15 protein-coding genes are annotated in these 15,021 nt (G+C 43.2%); 5 read left to right on the forward strand and 10 right to left on the reverse strand.

Annotated elements, in window-relative coordinates; all coding sequences use genetic code 11:
* Positions 1–19: 19 nt before the first annotated feature.
* The 5 genes from ABEF84_RS09535 to ABEF84_RS09555 all read right to left on the reverse strand — a co-directional run bounded on the left by ABEF84_RS09535 (position 20) and on the right by ABEF84_RS09555 (position 4,133).
* Positions 20–907 carry a ParB/RepB/Spo0J family partition protein gene (locus ABEF84_RS09535; protein ID WP_034587632.1) on the reverse strand — a complete coding sequence of 296 codons (888 nt, stop codon included), beginning with the start codon at positions 905–907 and terminating at the stop codon, positions 20–22.
* The gene (locus ABEF84_RS09540) at positions 904–1,686 is read right to left on the reverse strand and encodes a ParA family protein (protein ID WP_034587631.1); all 783 of its coding nucleotides are present in this window, start codon (positions 1,684–1,686) and stop codon (positions 904–906) included. The genes ABEF84_RS09535 and ABEF84_RS09540 overlap by 4 nt, the downstream gene beginning before the upstream one ends.
* A gap of 25 nt (positions 1,687–1,711) precedes the next feature.
* Positions 1,712–2,344 (reverse strand): 16S rRNA (guanine(527)-N(7))-methyltransferase RsmG, encoded by a 633-nt coding sequence (rsmG, locus tag ABEF84_RS09545; protein ID WP_034587628.1) that lies wholly within the window; start codon positions 2,342–2,344, stop codon positions 1,712–1,714.
* Between the two features lie 85 nt (positions 2,345–2,429).
* Complete coding sequence (murU, locus tag ABEF84_RS09550; RefSeq protein ID WP_034587627.1) at positions 2,430–3,119, reverse strand: N-acetylmuramate alpha-1-phosphate uridylyltransferase MurU; 690 nt, start codon at positions 3,117–3,119, stop codon at positions 2,430–2,432.
* Positions 3,120–4,133 carry an aminoglycoside phosphotransferase family protein gene (locus ABEF84_RS09555; protein ID WP_034587626.1) on the reverse strand — a complete coding sequence of 338 codons (1,014 nt, stop codon included), beginning with the start codon at positions 4,131–4,133 and terminating at the stop codon, positions 3,120–3,122.
* A 120-nt stretch (positions 4,134–4,253) separates the two neighbouring features.
* On the opposite strand from ABEF84_RS09555, the gene lptD reads away from it, so the two are divergent.
* Both lptD and ABEF84_RS09565 read left to right on the forward strand, forming a co-directional pair.
* A complete protein-coding gene (lptD, locus tag ABEF84_RS09560; protein ID WP_347452854.1) occupies positions 4,254–6,707 on the forward strand; it encodes an LPS assembly protein LptD in 2,454 nt (817 codons plus the stop codon).
* Positions 6,707–8,011, forward strand: a complete 1,305-nt coding sequence (locus ABEF84_RS09565) for a peptidylprolyl isomerase (protein ID WP_034587622.1) — start codon at positions 6,707–6,709, stop codon at positions 8,009–8,011. The genes lptD and ABEF84_RS09565 overlap by 1 nt, the downstream gene beginning before the upstream one ends.
* Before the next feature lie 109 nt (positions 8,012–8,120).
* On the opposite strand, the gene hfq is transcribed toward ABEF84_RS09565, so the two are convergent.
* The 4 genes from hfq to tsaE form a co-directional block, all read right to left on the reverse strand.
* Positions 8,121–8,624, reverse strand: coding sequence for an RNA chaperone Hfq (gene hfq / locus ABEF84_RS09570; protein ID WP_347473669.1), 504 nt, complete (start codon positions 8,622–8,624; stop codon positions 8,121–8,123).
* Positions 8,625–8,716: 92 nt separating this feature from the next.
* The gene (gene miaA, locus ABEF84_RS09575) at positions 8,717–9,661 is read right to left on the reverse strand and encodes a tRNA (adenosine(37)-N6)-dimethylallyltransferase MiaA (RefSeq protein ID WP_034587002.1); all 945 of its coding nucleotides are present in this window, start codon (positions 9,659–9,661) and stop codon (positions 8,717–8,719) included.
* Between the two features lie 6 nt (positions 9,662–9,667).
* Positions 9,668–11,668, reverse strand: a complete 2,001-nt coding sequence (gene mutL / locus ABEF84_RS09580) for a DNA mismatch repair endonuclease MutL (RefSeq protein ID WP_034587000.1) — start codon at positions 11,666–11,668, stop codon at positions 9,668–9,670.
* The gene (gene tsaE / locus ABEF84_RS09585; protein ID WP_034586998.1) at positions 11,658–12,137 is read right to left on the reverse strand and encodes a tRNA (adenosine(37)-N6)-threonylcarbamoyltransferase complex ATPase subunit type 1 TsaE; all 480 of its coding nucleotides are present in this window, start codon (positions 12,135–12,137) and stop codon (positions 11,658–11,660) included. Before tsaE ends, mutL begins: the two co-directional genes overlap by 11 nt.
* A gap of 126 nt (positions 12,138–12,263) precedes the next feature.
* Between tsaE and ABEF84_RS09590 the strand changes: the two genes are divergently transcribed.
* The 3 genes from ABEF84_RS09590 to ABEF84_RS09600 all read left to right on the forward strand — a co-directional run bounded on the left by ABEF84_RS09590 (position 12,264) and on the right by ABEF84_RS09600 (position 14,166).
* Positions 12,264–13,166 (forward strand): pseudouridine synthase, encoded by a 903-nt coding sequence (locus ABEF84_RS09590; protein ID WP_347452857.1) that lies wholly within the window; start codon positions 12,264–12,266, stop codon positions 13,164–13,166.
* 112 nt (positions 13,167–13,278) lie between these two features.
* Entirely contained in the window at positions 13,279–13,629 is a 351-nt protein-coding gene (locus ABEF84_RS09595) for a type II toxin-antitoxin system RelB/DinJ family antitoxin (protein WP_034586993.1), read from the forward strand.
* Positions 13,630–13,722: 93 nt separating this feature from the next.
* Positions 13,723–14,166, forward strand: a complete 444-nt coding sequence (locus tag ABEF84_RS09600) for a GNAT family N-acetyltransferase (protein ID WP_347452858.1) — start codon at positions 13,723–13,725, stop codon at positions 14,164–14,166.
* Between the two features lie 10 nt (positions 14,167–14,176).
* Here the strand turns inward: ABEF84_RS09600 and ABEF84_RS09605 are convergent, their stop codons facing one another.
* Entirely contained in the window at positions 14,177–14,884 is a 708-nt protein-coding gene (locus ABEF84_RS09605; RefSeq protein ID WP_347452859.1) for a pseudouridine synthase, read from the reverse strand.
* Between the last annotated feature and the right edge of the window lie 137 nt (positions 14,885–15,021).

Here is a 15,021-nt window from a genome sequence, read left to right on the forward strand (position 1 = left end):
TTATCCCCAATCAAGAAAATTATTCTACATCCAGGATCGATAGGATACCGTCCAGCTCTTCCAATGAATGATAGCTAATGACAAGTTTCCCTTTACCCTGCTTGTTATAATCAATTTTTACATCTGCACTAAAACGTTCAGATAAACGCTGAGTCAGTTGCTGAATATCCGGCGCAACAACTTGCTTTGGTTTATCTTGTTTTGGTGCATTTAAATCACGAACTAATTGTTCAGTCTGACGTACCGAAAGGCTTTTTTCAATCACCATTTCAGCAACTTTCAATTGATCTTTAGCTTTTAAAGTCAAAATCGCACGTGCATGCCCCATATCCAACAAACCTTGCTGCATAAAGTCTTTCACTGGTTCAGCCAGAGTTAGAAGGCGCAGTAAGTTACTGACTGTAGTACGTGCTTTCCCAACGGTATCCGCAATTTCCTGATGACTTAAACCAAATTCATCATGGAAGCGTTGTAATGCCAAAGCCTGATCAATCGGGTTCAGGTCCTGACGCTGAATATTTTCAATCAGGGCCAGTGCAATCGCGACCTGATCATTCAGTTCGCGTACAATTGCTGGAACTTCAGTCAGACCAGCTAACTGTGCTGCACGCCAGCGACGCTCACCGGCAATAATTTCATATGGATGACGTTCATCATCTACCGGACGAATCACGATCGGCTGCATGATGCCATGCTTTTCAATCGAAGCGGCCAGTTCCTGCAGATCCTGCTCATTAATATAGCGACGTGGCTGATATTCACCACGCTTCAGCAGATGCACATCAATCTGCTTGAGCTGACCATGATCCAGACCTTGTGCTTCTAACTGTAGTTTTTCTTTTTGAATTGACCCCAGTAATGCATCCAAACCACGACCTTTGGCGAGTCCACGTTTCTTCACGGTCATGCTTTACTTCCTTTTTTCACTTTACTTTTCTTTAACACTTCAGCCGCCAGATTAAGGTAAGCAACTGCACCCTTGGAACTTTTCTCAAAATAGATCACCGGTAAACCATGCGCTGGTGCTTCAGCCAGACGAATATTACGTGGAATCACAGTATCGTAGAGTTTCTTGCCAAAATATTGTTGTAATTCTTCAGAGACATCACGGGTTAAGGCATTACGCGGATCGAACATGGTCCGTAATACACCCACAATTTGCAGATCAGGATTCAATGCCTGTTGAATACGGTCAATCGTTTGAGTTAAATCTGCAAGGCCTTCGAGTGCATAGTATTCACATTGCATAGGAATGATCACACCATCAACAGCTGCCAGCGCATTGACGGTAATCAGGCTCAGACTAGGTGCACAGTCAACGAGGATATAGTCAAATAAAGATTCTATTTCCTGCAGTGCATCACGTAAGATAAATTCACGACCATCCTGTTCTGCAATCGCTAGTTCAACCCCTGCTAGATCACGATTCGCACCTAAGACCTTATATCCTACTTCGGCTTTAGTAATTGCTGTTTCAATCGGCACTTCACCCAGCAATACATCTGTCACGGAATACAGCAGGTCATTTTTCTGAATGCCCGACCCCATCGTGGCATTCCCTTGCGAATCCATATCCACCAGCAGCACACGTTTTTTTAATATTGCCAGAGATGCCGCCAAATTTACTGCGGTTGTGGTTTTGCCAACGCCACCCTTCTGGTTTGCAATCGCAATAATTTGTGCCATGTTGATCCCAATTCCTTTGAAAATCTTAAATTCGTTTTAATAGAAGTAAATGACGTTGTTCGTCTAAGCGCGGAACTTTGAGTTCAATAATCTCACAACTGAATTCATTTTTTAAAGTATCCACTTCATCATGAGGAATCAGCCCCTTCATAGAAGCAATAGTACTTTTTTCATGCATATACGGTTTCGATGCATCTACAAAATCAGTTAACGACGCAAATGCACGGCTGGTAATCACATCAAACTTGCCCAGTTCATTGATGCTATCTTCATTTTCAACTCGGGTTTGCACCGCAATGACATTTTTTAATTTTAGGTCAGCGATAAACTGTTTCAGGAAACGGATTTTTTTACCATTGGAATCAAGCAACACACAGTCACGTTCCGGCTGACATAGCGCAATAATCATGCCCGGCATACCACCACCTGTACCAATATCGAGCAGACGACCCGGTGGTAAGTCTTTTAAAATGCTGAGGCTGTCCAGCAAATGCTTGATCAGCATTTCTTTCGGATCACGGATCGCAGTCAGATTGTATGCCTTATTCCACAGCACCAAAGCGTCCTGGTACTTGAGTAATAAATTTAAAGCTTCATCACTCAATGCTAAACCTAAAGCCTGGCTACCCTGCTTTAATTCCTGAAAAAACGTATGCATAAACAATAAACGCTCGAAAAAATTGGGAGAAAGTATAACGCTTTCTCCATATTGGCACAGCAGGGAGTGCTTAGTGAATATTCACTTAAGCATACTTCCCTTCACGAATTGCAGCATCCAGTGCAACTAAACGCTCTGGCGTTCCAACATCCACCCAGTCACCGATCAGTTTGGAAGCAGAGACTTTATTTTCCAGCATCGCTTCTTTTAAAAGAGGGGCTAATGGACGTTTACCCTGCTCCAGACCATCAAACATTTTTGGATGAATCACAGATACACCACTAAAGGTTAGGTTTTCACCCTGAACATTCTGTTCGAAGGTATAAGCCTTTCCTTCAGCCAAGCTAAAATCCCCTTGCGGATGCTGAGGCGGGTTATCTACCAGTACTAGATGTGCCAAATTTTCACCCAGTTCTACCTTTAAGAGTGGAGCAAAATCCATGGTGGTCCAAACATCGCCATTGACCAGAATAAATGACTCCGTACCCAGCAAAGGTAAAGCATTAATAATCCCGCCTGCGGTTTCCAGCCCTTCCCCTTCATGTGACCATAAAATTTTGACACCGAACTGCGAACCATCACCTAAAGCCTGTGCCAGCTTTTCACCCAGCCAGGCAGTATTGATGACAATTTCAGTTACCCCCAAACCAGCTAGCTTTTCAATATGCCAGACAATTAAAGGTTTATCACCAACTTCCAAGAGAGGCTTTGGGGTATGCAGGGTCAAGGGACGCATGCGATTCCCCAGACCGGCTGCCAGAATCATCGCTTTCATTTATGCAGCCACCTCATAAATACCATATTTATCTTCAAAGGCTGGCAATACACGCTCACGAATAAACTGCATAAATGGCTGCAGCTCGGCATAAGGTTTGGTTTCTTCCAATAAATACCACATCACACGTGGCAGGTCTTTCAAGTAGCCCGACTTGCCATCACGTACAAACAAACGCACAAAAATACCCAATATCTTGATATGGCGTTGAATGGCCACCATATCCGCATCTTTCTTAAATTGTTCCAGATCACGACCTTCTTTGGATGAAGCTGGCAACAAGTGATAGAAAGTTTCAAACCAGCGATAGACACGGTCCGCATTCCACTGCACATAGGCATCACGGGTAATCGAGATCAGGTCATAAGTATCTGCACCAATCACCGCATCCTGAAAATCAATCACACCTAGCTCGGTTTCACCTTCAATTTTCATCAGGTTACGGCTATGGAAATCACGATGCACAATCACTTGTGGCTGAGCCAATGCCGCATTGGCTAGAATGGCAAAAGTACGTTTGATCAGTGCAGCTTCCGCTTCGTTAGGAACCACGTTTAATGCTGGCAACATCCAGTCGGTGAGTAACTCCATTTCCGAAATCAGCTTTTCATAAGCATATTCCGGGAAATGTCCTTCACCCGGAATGGACTGCATCTGAATTAACTGTTTAAAACTTTGTTCATAATAAGCATCAACAGTGTCGTCATTTAACAGATCTGACAACATCACGTTACCGAAGTCTTCTAGCAGCAACAGGCCATTTTCCAGGTCTTTGGCCACAATATGTGGCACACGAACCTCATTTGCATCAAAAAATTCATCAATCGTCACAAAAGGCACACAATCTTCTTTTTCTGGTGGTGCATCCATCAACATAAATGTTTTATTATTCAGTTTGATTCGTGCATAACGACGAAAACTGGCATCGCCTGCTAAAAAATGAGTTTCAAATTGATCTGAACCGAGTACAGATGCAATCCAAGATTGAATCAATTGTTCGCGTTGAGTATTCATTTGCAATAAATTCTAATACAGGCTGAGTTTTTAAAGTGCTAAGTGTAGCTACTTATCAACTTTTTCTCTATGATGCGACAATAATTAATTGCGATTAAGCATGATTGGTTAATGAGACAAATGAAGCATCAGTTTAAATATAATCCTTTAGCGACTGCGATTTTAACTTTGTTATGTGGTAGCTCAATCACCGGCTATGCTGCAGAAAATGACTCATCAACCAATACTACGCCGCAACAGAATAATAGCCTGCAGGAAAGTTATCCGGGTGAAGCCTTTTATTCCCAATATTATGTAGACAAATCCAGCCCGGAAGCGCAGCAACGTCAGGGACAATATTTAAGCTCAGCCTATTGTAAAGGCACTTGGATTACGCCAGTTTCTCCTGAAGTTGAAGCAGTAGATCCAGAACAAGCAACGTCGACCGTGACTGCTGATTATGGTCATTACAACCCCAATGGTGATTCCTATTTGGAAGGTAATGTGGTCATTGACCAGCAAGGTCGTCAGATTCGTGCGGATAAAGTGACCATTGATCAAACCCAAACTTATGCTAAAGCTCAGGGTCGTGTCCAGCTAGCACAAGCTGGTTTGCTCTCACAGAGTGATGACATTAATTACAATCTCAAAACTCAGCAAGGTGACCTGAATAACAGCTTCTATATTGCAGAACAGCAGCATGCACATGGTCGTGCTGACAAGATCGCCAAGACCTCGACTGACACAGTCGAATTGGAAAATGCAACTTATACCACTTGTCCACCGGATGAAAAACCAACCTGGAAAATTCAGGCCGATCGAATTAAGCTAAATCAGGAAACAGGCCGCGGTGAAACTCGTAACACCAAACTTTATGTTAAAGAAGTGCCTGTTTTAGCCCTACCCTATTTCAATTTCCCAATCGATGACCGTCGTACTACCGGCATTCTGACGCCAAGTTTTGGTTTTACCAATGACGGTGGCTTGGAGCTTGGTGTTCCAGTTTATCTGAACCTTGCACCGAACTATGATGCCACCATTACCCCACGCTTTATTGCAGATCGTGGTGCCATGCTGAATGGTGAATTCCGCTATCTAACCGAGAATTTCGGTTATGGTCAGATCTGGGGTAGCATTCTACCTTCAGATAAAAGCTATAATGACGAAGATCGTAAAGACTTGCATTTTCGCCATGACTGGCAGATTAACGAGCAGTTCTCGACCAATCTGGAATACAACTATGCTTCAGACAAAGACTTTTTCTCTGATCTGAATAATAGCCCAGATTCTAAAACTGATCTGAATTTACGTCGTGCATGGGAACTAAATTACAAAAATGGACTTCCTGGCTTAAAAGCACAGCTTAAAGTTGAAGATTTCCAAACGCTTGACCCTGATGTGGCAGATGAAGATCGTCCTTATGCTCGCCTTCCACAGTTTCTGGTGAACTATAAAACCGGTAATCCATTAGGCTGGCAATTTGAAGCCAATCACGATACTGCTTACTTTAAAAAAGATATTGGCAATCTACATCCATCTCTTGATAGTTATGAACCAAGCGGTACCCGTATCTATAATGATTTAGCAGTACGTTACAATTATCGTACTCCTGGAGCCTTCCTGATTCCACAAGCATCATTGCGTAATGTGAATACTTTTTATGATCAGGATACTCGTGACAATCTAGACAGTATCAATAGTTCAAGTGAAAGTACATCGATCGTAGTACCGGAATTCACGCTTGATGCAGGTTTAATTTTTGAAAAAGAAGGTCGTTACCTACAAACTTTAACACCACGCCTGTTCTATGCTTATGCCCCTTACGAGAATCAGGAAGGCCAACCCAACTTTGATTCCGTGAATGCATCCATCAGCTATGATCAGCTCTTTAGTCCACGACGCTTCTATGGTCATGACCGATTAGAAGACAACAACTTTGCCTCAGTCGGGCTGAGTTACAGCCTGTTTGATGATATTGGTCTGGAACGATTACGTGCCAGTGTCGGTCAAAGTTTTTTCTTTGAAGATCGCCGTGTCAACTTAGAACGTGATCTGGATGAATATGACCGTGAATCTCATACCGGCCCAGTGGTTCAATTAACCAGTCAACTTTCAGAAAACCTGCGCTTAGGCTTTAATTCGGCATGGATGTCAAATGGTGATAATGCCCAACGTGATGTTCAGGCTTATTACACAGGTGAAAAAGGCAATCTGTATAACATTGGTTATTTCTATCGCCAAGATATTGCTGATCGCCAGAAGAGCTATGATCAGGTGGTGGGTTCATTTATTCAACCAGTATCCAACAACTGGCGCCTGATCGGACATGCTCAATATGATATGGATAATCATGTTGCCCGCGAATATTTACTTGGCGTGAACTATGAGTCATGCTGTTGGGGTGTTTCGGTATATGGCCGCTCATATTACAATGACTTGGATGATGTCAATGAAGCAGGCGTCAAACCAAAACGTATGATTATGGCAGAAGTCAGCTTACGCGGATTAGGTGGTTTTAATAATAAACTGGCATCATTGCTAGAAAACCGTATTCTGGGCTTTAATAATATCAATCAGACTTGGACAGAACGTTAATGAAGACAAAACAGTTAAAACAATTTTTTAAAGCAACAACACTTGCGCTATGCCTATCTGCAGCAATTCCAAGCTTTGCTGTCGCACAGACCAAGGATGAAGTTGTAGCTGTTGTCGACAATAGCGTCATTCTACGTAGTGATCTCGAACAAGGGATTGCTGAAATTTCCCATCAACTAGAAAAGCAAAATAAAACTGTACCACCACAACAGATTTTGCAGCAACAGGCTTTAGAACAACTTATCTTGCGTCAGGCTCAATTGGAACAAGTTAAGCGCTATAACATCCGTCCAGATGAAAAAGCCCTGAATGATGCTGTATTAAAAGTTGCTCGTGACTCAGGCTCTTCAAGCCTGGAAGCATTCCAGCAAAAACTGGATGCCATTGCACCAAATACCTATGCATCACTTCGTAATCGTATTGCCGAAGATTTGGCGATTAACCGTTTACGTCAACAAGTCGTAACTTCACGGATCAAAGTAAGCGATCAGGACGTAGAAAACTTCCTGAAAACCCCACAAGGTCAAGCCTTATTAGGCAGCCAGGTACATGTACAACATGTTCGTGTGTCAGGTGAAAATGCAGCTCAAGTTGCGAGTAAAGTAAAAGCTGATCTAGTAAATACTACAGATCTAAAAGCACTAGAAAAGAAACATTCAAAAGATGGTATTAAAGTTGAAGCCGCTGATATGGGCTATCGCAATATCTCAGCTATTCCTGATGAACTTGCTTCACGTGTGACCACCCTGCAACCTGGTCAAACTTCTGAACCGATTGAAGCACGTGATGGTATTCATATCCTGAAACTGATCGACCGTAAAGCAGGTGATCAAAAAGCAATCGTTTCGCAATACCAGACCCGTCATATCTTGATTCAGCCATCTGAAGTCGTGACCCCTGAAAATGCGAAACAGATGATTGATAGTCTTCATAGCCGTTTAAAAAATGGTGAAGACTTTGCCGTATTGGCATCCACTTTCTCGAATGATCCAGGTTCAGCACGTGATGGTGGCAGCCTTGGTTGGGTCAGTCCAGGTGTCATGGTGCCAGAGTTTGAAGAGCGTATGAAAAATACACCTGTAGGTCAGATCAGTGAACCCTTCCAAAGTCAGTTTGGGTGGCATATCCTGCAAGTCACTGATACACGTCAGCAGGACATGACTCAGGAATATCAGGAACGTATGGCTCGCCAGTTACTTGGAGAACGTCAGTTTGATACCGAACTAGACAGCTGGTTACGTGAAATCCGTAACAATGCCTTTGTCGAGATTAAAGACCCTTCACTGGATCGCAAGAAGAACTAATCTTATACATCTACAAAAACCGGCTTAGGCCGGTTTTTTATTGCATCAAAATAAGAAACAACTATAAAAAAACCGCTCAAAAGAGCGGTTTTAAAATTCTCAAGATAAATTAACGATTGTTTTCGTCATCTGGAGTATCTTCGAATTTTGCATCATCAGCAAAGCCAGCGCCTTGACCACCGAAACCACCTTGACCACCGAAGCCACCTTGACCACCGAAGCCACCTTGACCACCAAAGCCAGCGCCTTGACCACCAAAGCCACCTTGACCACCGAAGCCACCTTGACCACCGAAGCCACCTTGACCACCGAAGCCACCTTGACCACCAAAACCAGGTTGACCGCCGAAGCCACCAGCTTGACCACCGAAGCCAGCACCTTGAGCACCAGCAGGCGCACCAGCAGGACGTGGGTTACGTGCAGGAACTACTGTAGAAATCGCGTGTTTGTAAACCATTTGGCTTACAGTATTTTTTAATAATACAACGTATTGGTCAAATGATTCGATATGACCTTGTAGTTTGATACCGTTAACGAGGAAGATAGAAACTGGAATGCGTTCTTTACGAAGGGAATTCAAGAACGGATCTTGTAAAGTTTGACCTTTAGACATTTTATAACTCCAAAAAATTTTAAAATCAGCGCAAAAAACTATCTCTATTTTTCAAATAAAAATTATAAAAAAGATAGTCTGTAAATTTTGCTTTATCCGTAACAGTTTCGCAAGTCTTCTTGCGCCTGCTGCGCTGTAAAATATGTTGTAAATTTATGCTTTTCTTGCAAAGATCTTAACCATGTGTATTGACGTTTTGCAAGTTGTCGTGTTGCAAACAATGCTTTATCTTCCATTTCCCGCTGTTTTTCACGACTTCGATCACTGTTTTTTAAAAATTCGATCGCTTGACGATAGCCAACAGAACGCATAGAAGGGAGATTTTCATCAAAATCGTATTTTTTCATCAATCCTTTGACTTCATTTAAAAATCCGATTTTCCACATTATTTCTAATCGTTTTTCAATGCGCTTGTGCAATTCTAGACGATCTGGCATCAGCGCATAATTATAAAAATTGTATCGATAAGGTTGATTTTTTGGCTGCTCTGCTTGTAGTTTTGTAATCGGCTGACCGGTGAGCTTAAACACTTCTAAAGCACGGATAATACGCTGTTTATCACTCACTTTAAATTTCTGGCCCGCGATTGGATCTACCTCGCAAAGCTCAGCATACACTGCTTCCCAGCCATCCTGTGCTGCTTTCGCTTCGATTTCTGCTCGCACTGCATAATCTGCACTTGGCAAGTTATCTGAGAGCCCTTCAAGCAAGGCTTTAAAATACAGCATAGTGCCACCAACCAGAATTGGAGTTTTACCACGCGCATGCATATCATCAATCAGACGACAGGCATCTGCAACAAAATTGGCTGCAGAGTACACTTCCAGAGGACTAATAATATCAATCAGATGATGCGGGTATTGCTCCAGTTCTGCTTTGGTTGGTTTAGCTGTACCAATGTCCATCTCACGATACACTAGCGCAGAATCTACAGAAATTAATTCAAAATTACCCTGCTCATACAGTTCACATGCCAAAGCGGTTTTACCACTTGCAGTAGGTCCCATCAGGTTGATGACCGGCAATTGATTTGACATGTACAACTACTCTCCTCGAGCAAAAAGTTTATCCAGCTGTGATAGCGGGAAGGCACGCCAAGTTGGACGACCATGATTACACTGGCTGGCAAATTCGGTTTGTTCCATCTGACGCAACAAGGCATTCATTTCAGACAGGCTTAAAATACGGTGTGCACGTACCGCACCATGACAGGCCATACCCGCCAGAATCTGGTCACGTTTCTGCTGCAAGCTCTGTACCTGATCACTGGGATCTAGATCATTCAATAATTCAGGTATCAACGCATCAAAATCCGCTTTAAGTAGAATCGCAGGTACACCACGCACAATCACCTGCTCATCGCCATACTGATCAATCTCCAGACCAAAGCGGGCTAGCTGTTCTTTCAGCTCTTCCACTCGCATGGCCTGCATGCGGCTGATATTCACCACTTTTGGAATGAGCAGTTGCTGAGAAGACCAGAATTCCGGTTTATCCCAAGCCGCTTTCATCTGTTGCAGCACAATGCGTTCATGTGCTGCATGCATGTCGACAATGATCAGGCCTTCAGAGTTTTGCGCCAAGATATAAATCCCGTGCAGCTGGGCAATCGCCATTCCAAGCGGATGCTCATCCACCTTTCGCTGCAGATGTTCATTAAATGACTGTTTAGCTGTTTTTAATTCTGTTTCTGGCATTTCTCTAAGGGGTGCCAGATAACTTTTAAGTGCATTATTCAGTTGCTGTGAACCAGCATAAGACTTGTTGTAATCCTGCGCGTAATTCACCGTCTGTGGACGTGATGATTCAAAATCAGTTAATACGTCCGAAGCTTCTGCTTCTACATAACTTGCATTTGCTTGTGCATTTGTATGCGAACGCATGGCATAAGGTTCAGCTGCCGGCTGATAGGCTGTCATTGCCTGATGCAGACTAAACTGTTCCTGATAACGTGGCTGTGGCGCAATCGGTTGTGACTCAGTTTCAACCTTCATCGCTTGCGCCAGATCTGCACTTGCGGTCTGAAACTGCGCTAAGGTTTCCTTGGCATAGTGACGCACAAATTCATGCACTTCACGTTGATTCAGAAACCGAATTTCATGTTTGGTTGGATGTACATTGACATCAATATTTTCCGGATCCACTTCCAGAAAGAGTAGATAAGCTGCATGCTGGTGTCCATGCAGAATCCCATCATAGGCCATGCGTAATGCATGCGAAATGGTCTTGTCTCGGACGATACGGCCATTCACATAGACATATTGCAGATCAGCCTGTGCACGTGCATCGGATGGATGCCCTAACCAGCCAGACAGCCGCATATTGATACTGTCCGCATCGATCCAGTACGCATTTTCAGTAAACTGCCGACCCAGTAACTGTTGTACACGCTGGAATCGCAGCTCACCGCTATCCGCAATCGGCAGATTCAGTTTGAGGCTTTGGTTATGTTCCAGCACAAAGCGAATATCGAAATGGGTCAAAGCCAGACGGCGTACAATTTCTTCGATATGTCCAAATTCAGTCCCAGGCTTTTTCAGAAATTTACGGCGTGCTGGGACATTAAAGAATAAATCCTGCACCCGGATATGCGCACCTTTAGACGCCGCGACCGGTTGCACTTCCTGATGATCAAAGGCGGTGCCATTGACTTCAACCTGATAGCCAATTCCATCTTCTGCTTGACTGCTGGTCAAGGTTAGTCGCGATACCGCTGCAATAGATGCTAGTGCTTCACCACGAAAACCTAGACTAGTAATCGCGTGTAAATCTTCAGAGGTCTGGATTTTACTGGTGGCGTGACGCATCACTGCTAAAGGTAAGTCTTCCGGATGAATACCACGACCGTTGTCGATAATTTCAATCAGCGTACTGCCACCCTGCTCCACACGGATAATCAGCTCGGTTGCCCCGGCATCGATGGAATTTTCAAGTAGCTCCTTGACCACGGAGGCAGGACGTTCAATAACTTCACCGGCCGCAATCTGGTTGGCCAGCGCAGGATCAAGGGTATGGATACGGCGTACGCTTAAATCATTCGACATGTGGGAATTGCTGCTCCAAAGCCTGTTGTAGTGCTGCACTGGATGAGGTCAGCGTAGCAGTACGCGTCAGCTCATCTTCAGATTTCAAAATTTCGATAACCAGATCAGCTTCAGGAATTTCATCACCACCTTTGGATGGCCATTCAAACAGAAATAATGCATTCGGGGTTTCCAGATAATCACGGATTCCCATTAATTCCAGTTCATATGGATCATTCAGGCGGTATAAATCAAAGTGGAAGATATCTTTGCCCCGAACGTTATAAGGTTCAACGAGGGTATAAGTCGGGCTTTTTACCGAACCCTGATGACCAAGCTGTTGCAAATAATAACGTGTCAATGTGGTCTTGCCTGCGCCCAGATCACCAATCAGATAGATCACACCCGTCGTAAAATTGGCTGCCAGTACCTTGGCCAGCTGCTGGGTATCTTCTTCTTGATTTAAGGAAACGCTAAATGAATAAGGCATATGACTCACGACATGATTCAAAGGAACAAATATGATAGCATCGCCGCAGTTTAAAAGCCTATTCCATGGCCGAAGAAACTGTATTTTTTCATAGCATTTGTTTCCAGATCAGATTTACCGGACACCATGAATACTTCTGCTGAATTTACTCCACCCATGCTCAATGGCGTCAGTGCCAGCAAAGTATTTCTGCAACCGTCCAATGCGGCAACAGTATATGAATATCTCTGCAAGCAGTTTCCGCATATTACAGCCAGCGAATGGCTGTCGCGTTTTCAGGATGGGCTGGTCTATGATGTACAAGGCAATACTTTAACCCTAGACAGTCCATTTCAGGCGAATAGCCACTGTTTCTATTATCGATTTCTGGCGCATGAAACTCATGTACCTTTTGAGCACCAAATCCTTTTTCAAAATGATCACTTTATGGTGATCGACAAGCCGCATTTCCTGACCATGAGTCCAACCGGGCAATATGTACAGGAAACCTTGCTGGTGCGCCTCAAGAAACAGACTGGAATTGAACATCTGACACCAATCCACCGTCTGGATCGGGAAACGGCTGGTGTAGTCCTCATCTCAAAAAATATCGCTTCACGCGGCCTGTATCAACAGCTGTTTGCGACCCGTCAGGTGCAAAAAACCTATCATGCCATTGCGGGCTATAGAGATGATTTAAAATTTCCACATACTGTTCGCCTGCGTATGGATAAGGGCGAGCCCTTCTATACCATGCAGGTTCTCGACGGCGAACCAAATAGTGAAACCGAAATCACGTTATTAACGCATAAAGATCACCTAGCTAAATATGAATTAAAACCACATACCGGCAAACAGCACCAGCTGCGGGTGCATTTAAACTTTTTGGGCATCCCGATTCTGAATGATCCATTTTATCCTATCATTAAGCATAAAGCTGATGATGACTTCTCTGCGCCACTGCAACTACTCGCCAAACATATTGAATTTATAGATCCGATGAGCAAAGAACTGATGCAATTTTCTTCTAGGCAAGAACTGACATTGTAATGTGTCTGTCATTACGATTTATTTTCAGAATTAAGTGTATAAGGATTGTATTTCAAATGTAATGGATTAAAATGAATGCGAAAAGTTAAGTATTTAAACGCTTGAATATATTATGAGAAAAACAGAAGTCTACCAAATACGCTTGGATTCTCAAGAAAAGAAACAAGCTTTTGCTGTGTTTAAACAATTAGGGATTACGCCAGCACAAGCTGTACGACTATTTTTCAAACAGGTCGTCCTGACTAAATCCATCCCCTTCTCGATTGAAAACCAGAATATCAATCTGGAACAGCTGATTAAGCTACGCAGCAAAATCAAACAGGCAGAAAACAAGCCATTAGCCTCACCTGCATTGGTCGCTGATAGTGCTGAACAGGAAAGCCTAGCGCTTCACAACGATGATGATCATCTGGACCTATTTGAAGAACTGAATGCCATCCTCGGCGAGAGTGACAAAATTTAACACTGTCGCATTTTCAAACAATTTAATACGTTACAGCTCCCCAAACTTCGCTATGCTTCATGTACATAATAATAATCAGACATGGAGTTTTGAATGCTTGTTCGACGCGCTCAGGTAGAAGACCTGCAACAACTTTCAGTATTATTTGATGAATATCGCCAGTTTTATGGGGCATCTTCCAATCAGGAACTTTCCTATCAGTTCCTGAAACAGCGTTTTGAAGACCAGCAGACCGTGATTTTCATCAATACCAAGGATGATATATTTACCGGCTTTATTCTGCTCTATTTAAGATTTTCTTCAGTCGCCTGTTCAACCTATTATGTACTAGATGATGTTTATATCAGTCCACCTTATCGCCGGCATGGCGCAGCAAAACAGTTGATTGATACCGCAATTTTATTTGCTAAACAGGAAAATGCCTTGAGGATCAGTTTGGAAACTCAGAAAAATAACTTTCAATCGCATAAACTGTATGAATCGATGGGATTCATGCGGGATGAAGAATTTGTCACTTTCCATTGTTTCCTGAAATAAAAATCAGGTTTTATTCTTCATGGTATTTTGCCTGCGCCACCTGCTCTTCGGTGAGATAGATCCATTCACCTTCTGGCAGATCGTTTAACGATAACTGACCAATCTGGGCACGGTGCAGTTTTTCAACTTTATTTCCTACTGCAGCTAGCATCCGTTTCACCTGATGATAGACCCCCTGATGAATGGTCATTTGCAAGCGTTTCTCATCCAGACGTTTTACATCTGTTGCAGCATAAATCCCCTTTTCATTGCGTAGTTCAACCCCTCGTTCAAGCTGCTGAATCTGCTCATCGGATATTGGATCAGCCGTTTCCATTTGGTAAACCTTCGCCACATGCTTTTTAGGATGCGTTAAAGCCTGCAGGAACTGACCATCATCAGTAAGTAGAAGCAGCCCAGTTGTATCCTGATCTAACCGTCCAACACACTGAATTCCACGATTCATCAACAGATCATCAAACAGATCAAAGACACTAAAGTGGTGTGTCGCTTGATGGGAGCACTCATAGCCTTTTGGTTTGTTCAGTGCAATATACACTTTTTCACGATATTGGTAAGTTTCCCCATATACACTAAATTCCAGCTGATTCAGATCCAGCTTATGCTTTGGATGATCAATGATTTCGTCCTGGATACTGACAGCACCGTTCTTGATCAGTTGCTGACAATGCTTACGCGAACCAAAACCCTGTGACTGCAACATTTTTTCCAGAAGCATAAATCTTAATCTCTACCTGTATATTCAGCCGTTATTCTATACTGAAATGCAGCTTTGCTGATTCAAGTTTATCCCGCATTCGTCTCGCTTGCTAAAAAAGTCTACAATAGTGTGATTCTTCCTCCTTATTTCTTCTT

It is taken from the genome of Acinetobacter sp. ANC 7912, from assembly GCF_039862785.1.
GTDB classification, from domain to species: domain Bacteria; phylum Pseudomonadota; class Gammaproteobacteria; order Pseudomonadales; family Moraxellaceae; genus Acinetobacter; species Acinetobacter thermotolerans.

What these genes read in the sequence shown, in the direction of transcription:
- miaA (WP_034587002.1), bottom strand. Translation starts at nt 9,661, where the DNA reads ATGTCAAATCAATTGCCGGTCATCAACCTGATGGGACCTACTGCAAGT.
- ABEF84_RS09595 (WP_034586993.1), top strand. Translation starts at nt 13,279, where the DNA reads ATGAGAAAAACAGAAGTCTACCAAATACGCTTGGATTCTCAAGAAAAG.
- ABEF84_RS09535 (WP_034587632.1), bottom strand. Translation starts at nt 907, where the DNA reads ATGACCGTGAAGAAACGTGGACTCGCCAAAGGTCGTGGTTTGGATGCA.
- lptD (WP_347452854.1), top strand. Translation starts at nt 4,254, where the DNA reads ATGAAGCATCAGTTTAAATATAATCCTTTAGCGACTGCGATTTTAACT.
- rsmG (WP_034587628.1), bottom strand. Translation starts at nt 2,344, where the DNA reads ATGCATACGTTTTTTCAGGAATTAAAGCAGGGTAGCCAGGCTTTAGGT.
- hfq (WP_347473669.1), bottom strand. Translation starts at nt 8,624, where the DNA reads ATGTCTAAAGGTCAAACTTTACAAGATCCGTTCTTGAATTCCCTTCGT.
- ABEF84_RS09555 (WP_034587626.1), bottom strand. Translation starts at nt 4,133, where the DNA reads ATGAATACTCAACGCGAACAATTGATTCAATCTTGGATTGCATCTGTA.
- ABEF84_RS09600 (WP_347452858.1), top strand. Translation starts at nt 13,723, where the DNA reads ATGCTTGTTCGACGCGCTCAGGTAGAAGACCTGCAACAACTTTCAGTA.
- ABEF84_RS09565 (WP_034587622.1), top strand. Translation starts at nt 6,707, where the DNA reads ATGAAGACAAAACAGTTAAAACAATTTTTTAAAGCAACAACACTTGCG.
- ABEF84_RS09590 (WP_347452857.1), top strand. Translation starts at nt 12,264, where the DNA reads ATGAATACTTCTGCTGAATTTACTCCACCCATGCTCAATGGCGTCAGT.
- tsaE (WP_034586998.1), bottom strand. Translation starts at nt 12,137, where the DNA reads ATGCCTTATTCATTTAGCGTTTCCTTAAATCAAGAAGAAGATACCCAG.
- murU (WP_034587627.1), bottom strand. Translation starts at nt 3,119, where the DNA reads ATGAAAGCGATGATTCTGGCAGCCGGTCTGGGGAATCGCATGCGTCCC.
- ABEF84_RS09605 (WP_347452859.1), bottom strand. Translation starts at nt 14,884, where the DNA reads ATGCTTCTGGAAAAAATGTTGCAGTCACAGGGTTTTGGTTCGCGTAAG.
- mutL (WP_034587000.1), bottom strand. Translation starts at nt 11,668, where the DNA reads ATGTCGAATGATTTAAGCGTACGCCGTATCCATACCCTTGATCCTGCG.
- ABEF84_RS09540 (WP_034587631.1), bottom strand. Translation starts at nt 1,686, where the DNA reads ATGGCACAAATTATTGCGATTGCAAACCAGAAGGGTGGCGTTGGCAAA.